This window comes from Ochrobactrum soli, assembly GCF_003664555.1.
In the GTDB taxonomy this organism is placed as follows: Bacteria; Pseudomonadota; Alphaproteobacteria; order Rhizobiales; family Rhizobiaceae; genus Brucella; species Brucella teleogrylli.
In genome coordinates this window covers 31422-41634 of sequence record NZ_RCHH01000025.1, presented here as the reverse complement: position 1 = coordinate 41634, position 10213 = coordinate 31422, and the positions used below count along the sequence as shown (strand labels likewise).

Here is a 10213-nt window from a genome sequence, read left to right as displayed (position 1 = left end):
GTTCTGAAATCGACATATGTCCTAGCCCTCTTTCGAGGTTGAACATCAATGATCAAGCGATGATCCGGAAGGTGGGGTCAGGACAGCGCTTACTGATCAGGTGCCGAGGGAGAACGGGCAGGTGTCAGCCCAGTTCCCCTATGTGTCATTCGGCCCGGTCGATGAAACCAGCGATGACGCCACATGCATCACCGGCTTTGAAATCAGCATCCAGCTTGATGTCTGGTCACGCACTCAAGGCTTTCCAGAATGCAGGCAGATTATCGATCTGGTCAGGCGGGCATTGCTGAATGAGGAGCTAGAGCTAACCGTCAACAGCCTTGTGGATTTCACACACCGGCAGACAATGACCATGCGAGACCCTGACGGTTTAACCTCGCATGGCGTGTTGCATTTCGTCGCGCTCGTAGAACAGGCATGAGGCCACCATGAGCAAGCGTATTTTCATTGGAAAGCACAGTTCGCCTCAGACTGGCGAGAGAATGTTGATGAGGATTTCACCGCCGGGGATCGATGCTGATAATTTGGCGGAACCGGCGGTCTTCTCATCCGACAACGATTTTTTGCGGGTTCACGTTCGGTCGCCTGCCGCTGGGGCGAACATGACCAATCACGGTGCTATCGGCGCTGAAGGCAGGTATCGGTATTCGTATCACACGACATTTCCAGACTTAGGTTATCAGCCGTTCATCTTCTATACGATCTGTATAGACAGCGAAAGCAGCCTGAATAACCGCGTCATTTTCCCGTGGGACGCCAACGGCCAAACAGACAGATATCCGTTTTCTATGCAAGCGGCTGTTACCAGCAATGCCATTTGGATAGGCGGGACCGGGCAGAAGTTCTCGCAGACGTTGAAGGTCAAGTTCATCGTGTTCAAAAACAGGTTGCGATGAAATCTATAACGAAGGTGCAGGGATGTTCCGGCACCTTCCCAATAGCCTAATCTTCTAGGCCGCCTTGGATAAGCGTGAAGGGGGCAGGTTCATCAACAACTCGTGACCGTTGCGTTTCCAAGGTCTCGATTGCAGCATTAAAGACCCGCGTTGTATTCTCGTCCGCACCATCCAAGCTTGCACGATATGCCAAGACCATTTGATCTATGGTCGCGTCCCAAACTTCTTTCATCTCTTCATTAAGCCCTTGAATTAAAAGGCTTTGTCTTGCTGTTACCTGATGCAGCGCTAGAAAGCGCCCTTCGACTTCCAGAAGACGATTGTGCAAGAGAGTGATTGTCTCATTCAGGGCATCAATATCGTCTCGGTTCATGCTTGCTTTCCAGATTGCATAGACTGCATAAGCTCAAGGGTGCGCTCTTGGGCTTTTCTCATGCCGTGCACGTGCTCGACAATAAGACCGAGGCAAACAATCAGCATGCCGGAAACGAATAGGCCGACGCCATAAGGCAGAAGCAGGAAGCCACTCGATCCGGTCAGCGTGAAGCCGAGCGCCCCGGCTACCACACCGGACAGCATTCCAAGCGTTCCGATGATCTGTGCGAAAATACCCATATAGCCGCCCTTGTTGATCTATTTTGCTCGATCACTTAGTCCACTGATTTTTTATATGATTGCTAACTTCATCAGACAGATTTTCCCACGCTGCCTCGTTATTAGTCGCATCCACGACATATAGCTTGTCGTTGCTGTCCATAACTCCCCAGACGATATTTCGCGCCTCTGCGGCAGAATACGTAGAATTCACATACCAAAATGATTTGTGAATTTTGGCCCAGCTTCCAAGCCCCTTAATAGCGTCGATGACCGCATCGTAATTCTGACCTGGGTTCATCAAATCGTACGAAATATGAAGATTGTTCGCCATAACCAGCCCCTTTCGCTTCCCCAATTAAGGCAAGCTGGCAGAGCCTTGACGCAACGTCAAGACGAATAGGCTTTATAAGATTGGCATGTCGTCATCGTAAGGAGTGCCAGTGCGAGCCGGTTTGATCTTCTCTTTATAGTCATCGGCAGGCATCAGCCGTATCAGAACATCGCCGATTTCAATTTCCGCGACGAAACCCGCTTTTTGAGCGCCCTTACAGATAGCGGTGATTTGGCTGGAAGTGATGAAATGAGCTTTTGACATTTTTTACGACCGATCTTCTCTGGTTTGTCGTCTGATGCGTAAAGCGTCTGCGAGGGCCATCCTTTCACCTGACAGTGCAGTATCTTCTTCGATTTTGACTGAGACGGTATTGCGCCGTTCGTATTCCTCTACGGCGGCGGGAGTTATGCGTAGAAGCTTCCCGACGCGGAATGCTTCGAGTTGTCCGGAATTGATCATGTTCCGTATCTGGCGGGATGAGCATCCCCAGAGTTTCGCCACGTCTTCAGGACGATAAGCGTATTGATGTGTCATTCTTTGTACCTCCCTCTTATGGGGGAGGCTGGCAGCTACGTAACGGGCGGTCAAGCCTGAAGAACAATCTGCGAACAGGCTGCTACCATTTTGCTACCCAACTCGGTAGCACGATCCAATATGAACGCATACAGATGAGGAAAGCGTCTGCCGCAAACCCTGATAATCCGGGATTATCGCCAACGATCAGATACAGCGGCAGACATGGGCGTTAGAATTTGAAGTCCGGACATGCCACCGGGCATGCATCCCTTCCAGATATTGAATTCGTCCCATACTTTCGCACGGGCTAACTGTAGTAACGGGTTATCACCGCGTCAATCTGCGCCGCAGCGTTGGGTGCTATTTGTGCTAGTGCCTTCGCGATAGATAGCAGCATGGAATATTCAGAAGATGGAATGGATTCCTGTATTCTTGATAGCGTTCAAGGTTCTCGTGTTGGGCGTGGCTATGTTCTTCGCCATCAAGTTTCACTACGACGAAGATAAAAAGAAGAAGAATAGCGAGAAACGCGGGACGTAACGCCCACTTCAGCTGGGCCTGCCCGGTTTACCTCAATCACTGAATGATGCACGTCCCCGGCCAATCGCGGCACGAGCGATTGGCGCAACCGGTGAGGGCTGCCGCCACGATCAGTATGCAAATAGCTGTCGCCAGTGTCTTCATGTTTCGTCACTCATGATCGCTAGGGGGGATTGTTGCCAAACCTCATTGCCAGACTTCGCTGACACTGGGCGTAACGCTACACCAAGCAAGCGTTCCCACCAAGTCTTGATGGCATCCGCGCAGCATGGAATTGTCTGGCTTAAGGGTCCCGCGCGTTACTCACTCAATCATTCGAACGGTCGGGATAAGGTTCTTTGGGAACCTGGATATGCGGGTTGCCCGGCGCATTTGATTGTTCATGAGTGGGCTTTTCCTGATGGTCACTGGGTTCAACAGGAGATGGATCGATAGCTTCTTTCTCTCGTACCAGATCCGGGTCGGACCACGGATTTCGCTTTTGTGCCATTTTCTTCCCTCCTGGGTCATTGGTCTTGCCGGTTGACGTCGACTTCTTGTTGTCGGGACAGATATCTGGCGCTTGCAATGCCCGCTGCCAGATCAGCGATATATGTCTGATTACGCAATCCGCTCTGGTAGAGACTGATGATACTGGATGCCAGGTCCGAAGCTGAATAGGCGTTGCCGCCTGCCTCGAGCTTCTCGCTGGCTTCGGTAAAACATCTGCGCATCAAATCGACTTCTCCCGGCGCGTATATACGGCTCGCTTCATTGAAGAGCGGCATAGAACCCTCCTTTCAGCCACCAATCAAAAGCCTGCAAGATGCAGTAAAACGGCCATTGAATGCACCAGAGCAAAAATGGTTCCGTTAAAAATGCCCTGTCTTGCGTGGGCAAGACAGGGCGGGCGCCAACTTCCCGAGCTTGGTCTGAGCGGCAATTGACACCAACGACACCGAACTTCGGACGCACGCGAAAGTTCCCCGCCTTTTGGTCCCAGCTATTCGTCGGCCCGGATTTGGGCGTGCGAAATCAGCCCGAAGATGAATGTGCCCCCGACGATGTTACCAAAAAGCGTGGGCAGACCGAATTTGAAGATGCTGTCGAAAGCGGAAACTTCGCCGATGAACAGCAAGAAGAGCACTTCAATCGACCCGACCACGATATGGGTGAGATCACCGATTGCAATGAGATAGGTGATCAGGAAAATAAGAAAAATATGGCCTTGCTTGGTGCTGTGCAGCATCCAGACCAAAGTCGCAATCAGCCATCCAGACATGATGCCTTTGCTGAATAGCTCATTACTTGTGTTCTCCATAAGATGCTTGCCCATATCTGTAAATGTGCGCGTAACCTCAACGGAGAAGATGGGCATCAAGACTATGACGAGGGCGGCAATCGCTCCTCCGATCAGATTGCCCAAAAGAACGATGCTCCACAGCCTTATCATCTTGAAAAAGTGAGACGCAGTCGGCTCTGTCATAAAAGGCAGAACCGGGGTGATCGTGTTTTCGGTGAACAATTGCTGGTTGGCGATGATCACAATTATAAAGCCAACGGTATAGCCGGCTGAACTGAGCAGAAAGAACAGGTTCCCGTCGGGAAGGTAGGCCTCCAGAATGCCTCGGGCGATCATCGAGGTACTCATCGAAATACCACCGGCGATTGCCGACCAGAACAGCGCCATCGCCTCTCTGTTCATTTCCTTTTCGCCTTCGCGGCGAATGAGTTCATGAATAGCAGCGGCTTTGGAGGGAAGACTTTCCTTCAGGACCTCCGCTGATTGGCCGTCTTCTTTCGGTTCAGGCATGAAGGCGTCTCCTCGTTGCGCCCTGTTGTTGCGTCGTTTTGGAACGCATCAGTGGGTAAAAATTAACTAGGGCGCGGATTTTCTGCGTCCAGAGCGCTCAGCCCTCCCGAAATACGACAGATGCCGTATAGCGCCCGGGCAAAATCTACCGTTTCCTGATGGGGGATTGTGTAACAACGCCTGCATGATCTCATCAAATTTCGGCGTCCATACTGGCGAGACCAGTAGAGGAGGAATGATGAAGACCATAGCCGTGTTAGCGATTGGGGCATTCATGGTGTCGGGAACAGCATTTGCGTCAGCGCCCGCTGTGTCGACCACCAAGCAGACTATCAAGCAAGATCAGACATCCGGTCCGGTGGTGGCAGGTGGCCCAGGCAAATTGGGTCGCGTTTCCACATCGACCGGTGGCAAGCGCTTTATCTTTTAAGGCGGATGGTTTGCCCCGTTCAGGCGGGGCATTCATCCGTGAGTCGGGTCTCAGCGAAATCGCCGAACAAGTCCAGCTTGCGACGGTTTAGCCGCCGCAAATCTCCGCGCCGGATTGTGACGCTGTTGCGATCAAAGAACTCAAGGATCTGGATCGCCACCTTGCGGCCACTGTCCACACGATCGCGAAAACGCGCGGCGATAAACCAGCCGCTGTCGAATTCTTCATCCATCACCGAGAGTATGCCGATCATCTCGGCAATCGTATCACGCTTGAAAAAATGATCGTGCGCCACTTCATGCACACGACCCATCCGACCGCCAAGCTTGAGAATGCGGCGGATGTCTTCCTCCTTTTCGCCCACCAAACCGGCAATGTCGCGCACGCGCGGCGGGCGAAAGCGCGCTTCGCCGCCAAGCATCGGCGCGATCCGCTCCCACAGTACCGCGTCGGCGTCACTCATCGTCACCTCATGCTCGCTGAGCCGAAGCCAAGCGCCGTCGAGCTTCACCAGTTGCAAATCCGTCAACGCGGCTATCGCAGCCCGGAAGGCGCTTGCAGGCAGGCGCGGTTTTAAAAGCAGACGCAGTCTTTCCACGCCCATGCCGATCAGGTCCGGGTTCTCGTCATGGAAAATGCCGAGCCGCTCAAGAATGGCATTCCGCAATGCATCCCAGCGCTCCGGCAACAGCAGCAACCGCGCCTGTCCTTGCGGCAGAACCGTCGCATCGAGCGCTTGCGCCAGATATTGCGGTCCATGGCTCAAAGCACGGTCGCGCAGAAAAGCGGTTGCATCCAGATAAAACGGATCGACGGACAGCAGCGCCCGGGCCGCTTGTACTGGGTCATCAATGGCATGGGCGTCGAGTTGCGCCATGCGTTCAGGGCTACGGCGCTTGCGCTGCGGCGGGCGCAGATCAAGAAAGCGACCACCGCCGATTGTCCGCTGCGCGGAGACATCGCGAACGACAAAACGATCACCCGATGCGGCTGCAATCGGGCGATCCAGCACCAGTTGCACACGTCCATGCGCGCCCGGCGCGAGCGCCTCGTCCTGCAAAAGCACGATGCGCGCACCCACTTCCGCCGACGCATGGTGCAGCCGTACTGGAAACCACTGGTCTATCGGCTTGCGTTCCGATGGCAGGATTGAAAGCGAGGCGTCGATACGATCTGTCGGCAGGTGCAAGTCGGGCGACAACACCATGTCGCCACGACTGACAGCGTCCTTGGAGATGCCCTCGCCTGCCAGATTGAGCGCGCAACGGTCGCCCGCCTGTGCAGTTTCGCGTGGCCGGTTTTGCGCATGGATTGTGCGCACGCGCACCGGTTTTCGCGAAGGGCTGATAGTCAGTTGATCGCCGATCCTGGCCGTGCCGGAAAGGACGGTGCCTGTCACGACAGTCCCCGCGCCCTGGATGGTGAAGGACCGATCCACAGCAAGGCGAAAGCGTCCATCGGCAGGGCGATGCGGAAAGCTTCGCGCCTCGGTTTCGAGCGTCGCTTTAAGCTGGTCCAGTCCTTCGCCAGTCACCGTGGACACCGGCAATATGACAGCATCGGCAAGCGGTGTTGCGGCCAGAATGTTGCGGATGTCGGCTTCCAGCTCACTCACGCGCGCGGCTTTGACAAGATCGCACTTGGTGATCACAACGATGCCGCGTTTGATCCCAAGCAGATTGACGATGGCCAGATGTTCGCGTGTTTGCGGCATGATGCCGTCATCGGCCGCCACCACCAGCAGAACGAAGTCGATGCTGGCCGCGCCCGCCAGCATGGTATGCACGAATTTTTCATGCCCCGGCACATCGACGAAACCGAGGATTTCCTGTTCGTCGCCTGTCAGGGGCAGATAGGCAAAGCCAAGATCGATGGAAATGCCGCGTGCCTTTTCTTCCTTGAGCCGGTCAGTGTCGATTTGCGTGAGCGCACGGACGAGGGACGTCTTGCCGTGGTCGATATGTCCAGCCGTGCCGATAATCATGGGCGGCGGCCTCCGGCAGCGCGCGTTTCGGCTGTTCTGCGCTCATCGTCATCCAGCTGTTCGCGAGCCGCTTGCAGAAAGGGCTCGGCAAGGGCGCTGCCTTGGGAACGAGCGCGTAACAGGTGTTCATAAGCCGACAAAGCATTTCGCTCCACACCCATGCCGAGATGAAGCGCGGCACCCAGCATGGCTTCGCCATCGGCATCGCCAGCGTCCGCCGCCTTGCGCCACCAGAACACGGCTTGCGCTGGATCGCGCGGCACACCGAGTGCGTTATGATAGATCATACCAAGCCGCGTCATGGCGGCGGCAACACCGCTTTCGGCGGCTTTCAGCGCCCATTCGCGTGCTTCCACCGGGTCGGCGACAATGGCGTCGCCTTCCAGCAGCATCCAGCTCAGCATGTCCTGCGCTTGCGCGTCGCCCTGTTCGGCAGCCAGCCGATAGAGTCTTGCCGCTTCGGGATAGTTGGGGTCGATGTCCTCGCCCTTGAACAGAAGCGAGGCGAGATTGCGCTGGCCGGAGGCGTCACCCGCCTTTGCAGACAAGGCCAGCCATTGATGCGCGAGATCGATATTTCTTTCGACCCCCATGCCGCCCGCAAAACAGGCACCGATATTGTTCTGGGCGCGGGCATTGCCCTTGCGCGCCAGCGGTTCCCATATCGACAGGGCGGTGGCGTAGTCCCCTGATTTCGCCGCGACAAGCGCCTGTTCCAGCGACTGCGCGTCACTGTCTGGCTTTGGCTTGCGGGAGAAAAGATCAGCGAGCCGCATAGGAAGCCAGGTTCCTGACGAAGCGGGTCTCATCATCAAGGCAGCGCAGATCGAGAATGAAAACGCCTTTTTCGATGCGCCCGATCACCGGCAGCGGCAATTGTCGGAGCGCGGTGGCCAAAGAGGTGAGCGCGGAGCCACTGCCGTTTTTCGGGGCGATGGACAATCCGGCGCTTGGGACGGTTGATAATGGCAGAGCGCCGGAGCCGATCTGGCTGGCGCAATTCGTCACTGTCACATCAAAAGCTGAACCGAGCACCTTTTGCAGTTCCGGCTGCAATCGGGTCGCTTGAATGGCAATGTCGCTTTTCGACCGCGCCAGATAGCGCAGCGTCGGCAGCTTTTCGGCCAGACGTTCGGGATTGCGATAGAGCTTCAGCGTTGCTTCCAGCGCGGCGAGCCTGATCTTGTCCACGCGAAGGGCGCGCTTCATCGGGTTTTTGTTGATGCGGGCGATCAGATCGCGCCGGCCGACGATGAACCCGGCCTGCGGTCCGCCGAGCAGCTTGTCGCCGGAGAAGGTAATGATATCGGCCCCTTCGGCCACCGCTTCGCGCACGGTCGGCTCATGCGCCAGACCGAAAACCGTCAGATCGGCGAGTGTGCCGGACCCAAGGTCGTTGACCAGCGGCACACCGCGCGCCTTGGCGATTGCGGCAAGCTCCGCCGCCGTTACTTCCCGCGTAAAGCCTTCAATGCGGTAATTGGAGGTGTGGACCTTCAAGATCAGCCCCGTATCCGGCCCAATGCCGCCTTCATAATCACGAGGATGGGTGCGGTTGGTGGTGCCAATCTCAACCAGTCTGGTGCCTGCGCGGGTCATGATATCCGGCATGCGGAACGCGCCGCCGATTTCGATCAGTTCGCCGCGTGAAACGACAGACTCCTTGCCCGCCGCAAGGCTGTTTAGCACGATCAGCACGGCGGCGGCATTGTTGTTGACGATGGTCGCATCTTCCGCGCCGGTTAGTTCGCAGACCAAAGCGCGCAAATGGTCGTCGCGTTCGCCGCGTGCACCGGTGGAAAGATCAAACTCCAGCGAAACGGCTTCGCGCATGGCTGCCGTCGCAGCCTCGACGGCCGCTTCGGCCAATATGGCGCGTCCGAGATTGGTATGCAGAACCGTTCCCGTCAAATTGAACAGCGGGCGCAGGCTCGATTGCTCCGAGGCTTCAAGCAAATCAATAACGCGTTGGGTAATCTCTGCGCTGTAGGACGGTGCAGCACCGGATTTCACGGCTTCGCGCACTTCGGTCAGAACAGTGCGGATGGCTTCGGTCAGCGCCGGGCGACCAAAGCGTTCGAGCCCGGGACCAAGTTCCGGCATTTGCAGGAGTGCATCGACGGAGGGCAACTGCCGCAGGTGAGACCGGGTCTGATCCATCGTGCCTCACAATCCTGCAAGCAAGGCCGCAAAACCGCCGCGTCGATAGGGCGTTTCGCGCATCAGCATATCAAGGCCGAGGCTTGCCACATCGTCGGTCATCGGGTCTGCATCGGTGGATTGCTGCTGGTAGATGATCTTGGTCCAGCTTTGGCATTCGTCGCAGGTTTCCGCCTTGATGACGCCGCCGCCGTCTTCAACTTCCTTATAGCCGACGCCCTTGGTGGAGCCGCAGCAGACGCACTTGATGCGGACATAGTGCCAGAGCGTGTTGCAAACCGAGCAGGAACAAAAGCGCGCACCATGTGCGCCTTTCCAGCCCACCACGATTGACCCGGATGGCATGCTGCCGCAAGTGGGGCAGACGCCATCGGCAACGGGCAGCACGGCTTTCGGATCAAGCGCGGATGCAAGCCGCGTGAAATGCAACTGAAGCCCTGCCCAGATATAGATATGTTCGGCAATCGCATCCGGCGGCAGCATACCGGTAAAAACCGCATCAATCATGCTGCGGCGCTCTGCCGGGCTGGCTGCGGCCACACGTGCCAAGGCATCGGCGGCATCTTGCGGTTTGACGATATGGTGCACGCGATCAAACAAGTTGTCGAAGGTTGAATTCAGGGTGCCATCCGATGCTGCCACATCGCGGTCAATGCAGGGCATTTCAGGTTTCCGGCTGGTGTCGCTTGGCGAAACCGGGCCGAGCTCTTTTTGAACCGCAGCCTGCGCACCGCTCAGATCGGCCAAAAATTCGAGATAGGGTTTGAGTGGGCTGACCGAACCCAGCAGCCGCAGGCGCGCGGCTCTTCGGGAAAACAGGTCGTCGGGATCAGGCAATCGTACAAAGGGTGGAGACGATATTTCGCCAATCGCCGTCGGGTCCGGCGCTAGATCTGTCTTACCTGCCATTCTACTCCCTCACGAACCCGCCGGGCCACGTGGACCAGTGCAACCATATTCATTC

15 protein-coding genes are annotated in these 10213 nt (G+C 56.3%); 3 read left to right on the top strand and 12 right to left on the bottom strand.

The features are described 5' to 3' along the window. The first annotated feature begins 100 nt into the window (after positions 1-100). Both D8666_RS22635 and D8666_RS22630 read left to right on the top strand, forming a co-directional pair. A complete protein-coding gene (locus D8666_RS22635) occupies positions 101-421 on the top strand; it encodes a DUF3168 domain-containing protein (protein ID WP_121539519.1) in 321 nt (106 codons plus the stop codon). A 7-nt stretch (positions 422-428) separates the two neighbouring features. Further along, a complete protein-coding gene (locus tag D8666_RS22630; RefSeq protein ID WP_121539518.1) occupies positions 429-896 on the top strand; it encodes a hypothetical protein in 468 nt (155 codons plus the stop codon). 46 nt (positions 897-942) lie between these two features. Here D8666_RS22630 and D8666_RS22625 read toward each other — a convergent pair whose 3' ends face one another. The 8 genes from D8666_RS22625 to D8666_RS22590 all read right to left on the bottom strand — a co-directional run bounded on the left by D8666_RS22625 (position 943) and on the right by D8666_RS22590 (position 4675). Further along, the gene (locus D8666_RS22625; protein ID WP_121539517.1) at positions 943-1269 is read right to left on the bottom strand and encodes a hypothetical protein; all 327 of its coding nucleotides are present in this window, start codon (positions 1267-1269) and stop codon (positions 943-945) included. Continuing rightward, on the bottom strand, positions 1266-1511 hold the full coding sequence (locus D8666_RS22620) for a hypothetical protein (protein ID WP_121539516.1): 246 nt from the start codon (positions 1509-1511) through the stop codon (positions 1266-1268). The genes D8666_RS22625 and D8666_RS22620 overlap by 4 nt, the downstream gene beginning before the upstream one ends. Positions 1512-1542: 31 nt before the next feature. Further along, complete coding sequence (locus D8666_RS22615; protein WP_121539515.1) at positions 1543-1824, bottom strand: hypothetical protein; 282 nt, start codon at positions 1822-1824, stop codon at positions 1543-1545. Between the two features lie 72 nt (positions 1825-1896). Further along, entirely contained in the window at positions 1897-2088 is a 192-nt protein-coding gene (locus D8666_RS22610; RefSeq protein ID WP_121539514.1) for a hypothetical protein, read from the bottom strand. A 3-nt stretch (positions 2089-2091) separates the two neighbouring features. Further along, positions 2092-2361 carry a helix-turn-helix domain-containing protein gene (locus D8666_RS24655; protein ID WP_121539513.1) on the bottom strand — a complete coding sequence of 90 codons (270 nt, stop codon included), beginning with the start codon at positions 2359-2361 and terminating at the stop codon, positions 2092-2094. Positions 2362-3190: 829 nt separating this feature from the next. Then, positions 3191-3373: a hypothetical protein gene (locus tag D8666_RS22600; protein ID WP_121539512.1), complete on the bottom strand. Its 183-nt coding sequence runs from the start codon at positions 3371-3373 to the stop codon at positions 3191-3193. A 16-nt stretch (positions 3374-3389) separates the two neighbouring features. Continuing rightward, the gene (locus tag D8666_RS22595; RefSeq protein ID WP_109366920.1) at positions 3390-3650 is read right to left on the bottom strand and encodes a hypothetical protein; all 261 of its coding nucleotides are present in this window, start codon (positions 3648-3650) and stop codon (positions 3390-3392) included. Positions 3651-3865: 215 nt separating this feature from the next. Next, positions 3866-4675 (bottom strand): formate/nitrite transporter family protein, encoded by an 810-nt coding sequence (locus tag D8666_RS22590; protein ID WP_109366921.1) that lies wholly within the window; start codon positions 4673-4675, stop codon positions 3866-3868. A gap of 235 nt (positions 4676-4910) precedes the next feature. On the opposite strand from D8666_RS22590, the gene D8666_RS22585 reads away from it, so the two are divergent. Next, positions 4911-5105: a hypothetical protein gene (locus D8666_RS22585; protein WP_124915321.1), complete on the top strand. Its 195-nt coding sequence runs from the start codon at positions 4911-4913 to the stop codon at positions 5103-5105. Between the two features lie 19 nt (positions 5106-5124). Here the strand turns inward: D8666_RS22585 and selB are convergent, their stop codons facing one another. The 4 genes from selB to fdhE are packed head-to-tail and all read right to left on the bottom strand — an operon-like array spanning position 5125 to position 10158. After that, positions 5125-7089 carry a selenocysteine-specific translation elongation factor gene (selB, locus tag D8666_RS22580; protein WP_109366923.1) on the bottom strand — a complete coding sequence of 655 codons (1965 nt, stop codon included), beginning with the start codon at positions 7087-7089 and terminating at the stop codon, positions 5125-5127. After that, positions 7086-7865 carry a tetratricopeptide repeat protein gene (locus D8666_RS22575; protein ID WP_109366924.1) on the bottom strand — a complete coding sequence of 260 codons (780 nt, stop codon included), beginning with the start codon at positions 7863-7865 and terminating at the stop codon, positions 7086-7088. The genes selB and D8666_RS22575 overlap by 4 nt, the downstream gene beginning before the upstream one ends. Next, positions 7852-9249, bottom strand: a complete 1398-nt coding sequence (gene selA / locus D8666_RS22570) for an L-seryl-tRNA(Sec) selenium transferase (RefSeq protein WP_109366925.1) — start codon at positions 9247-9249, stop codon at positions 7852-7854. Before selA ends, D8666_RS22575 begins: the two co-directional genes overlap by 14 nt. Before the next feature lie 6 nt (positions 9250-9255). After that, entirely contained in the window at positions 9256-10158 is a 903-nt protein-coding gene (gene fdhE / locus D8666_RS22565) for a formate dehydrogenase accessory protein FdhE (protein ID WP_121539511.1), read from the bottom strand. Positions 10159-10213 lie beyond the last annotated feature (55 nt).

What these genes read in the sequence shown, in the direction of transcription:
- D8666_RS22630 (WP_121539518.1), top strand. Translation starts at nt 429, where the DNA reads ATGAGCAAGCGTATTTTCATTGGAAAGCACAGTTCGCCTCAGACTGGC.
- D8666_RS22625 (WP_121539517.1), bottom strand. Translation starts at nt 1,269, where the DNA reads ATGAACCGAGACGATATTGATGCCCTGAATGAGACAATCACTCTCTTG.
- D8666_RS22620 (WP_121539516.1), bottom strand. Translation starts at nt 1,511, where the DNA reads ATGGGTATTTTCGCACAGATCATCGGAACGCTTGGAATGCTGTCCGGT.
- D8666_RS22615 (WP_121539515.1), bottom strand. Translation starts at nt 1,824, where the DNA reads ATGGCGAACAATCTTCATATTTCGTACGATTTGATGAACCCAGGTCAG.
- D8666_RS22610 (WP_121539514.1), bottom strand. Translation starts at nt 2,088, where the DNA reads ATGTCAAAAGCTCATTTCATCACTTCCAGCCAAATCACCGCTATCTGT.
- D8666_RS24655 (WP_121539513.1), bottom strand. Translation starts at nt 2,361, where the DNA reads ATGACACATCAATACGCTTATCGTCCTGAAGACGTGGCGAAACTCTGG.
- D8666_RS22600 (WP_121539512.1), bottom strand. Translation starts at nt 3,373, where the DNA reads ATGGCACAAAAGCGAAATCCGTGGTCCGACCCGGATCTGGTACGAGAG.
- D8666_RS22595 (WP_109366920.1), bottom strand. Translation starts at nt 3,650, where the DNA reads ATGCCGCTCTTCAATGAAGCGAGCCGTATATACGCGCCGGGAGAAGTC.
- D8666_RS22590 (WP_109366921.1), bottom strand. Translation starts at nt 4,675, where the DNA reads ATGCCTGAACCGAAAGAAGACGGCCAATCAGCGGAGGTCCTGAAGGAA.
- D8666_RS22585 (WP_124915321.1), top strand. Translation starts at nt 4,911, where the DNA reads ATGATGAAGACCATAGCCGTGTTAGCGATTGGGGCATTCATGGTGTCG.
- selB (WP_109366923.1), bottom strand. Translation starts at nt 7,089, where the DNA reads ATGATTATCGGCACGGCTGGACATATCGACCACGGCAAGACGTCCCTC.
- D8666_RS22575 (WP_109366924.1), bottom strand. Translation starts at nt 7,865, where the DNA reads ATGCGGCTCGCTGATCTTTTCTCCCGCAAGCCAAAGCCAGACAGTGAC.
- selA (WP_109366925.1), bottom strand. Translation starts at nt 9,249, where the DNA reads ATGGATCAGACCCGGTCTCACCTGCGGCAGTTGCCCTCCGTCGATGCA.
- fdhE (WP_121539511.1), bottom strand. Translation starts at nt 10,158, where the DNA reads ATGGCAGGTAAGACAGATCTAGCGCCGGACCCGACGGCGATTGGCGAA.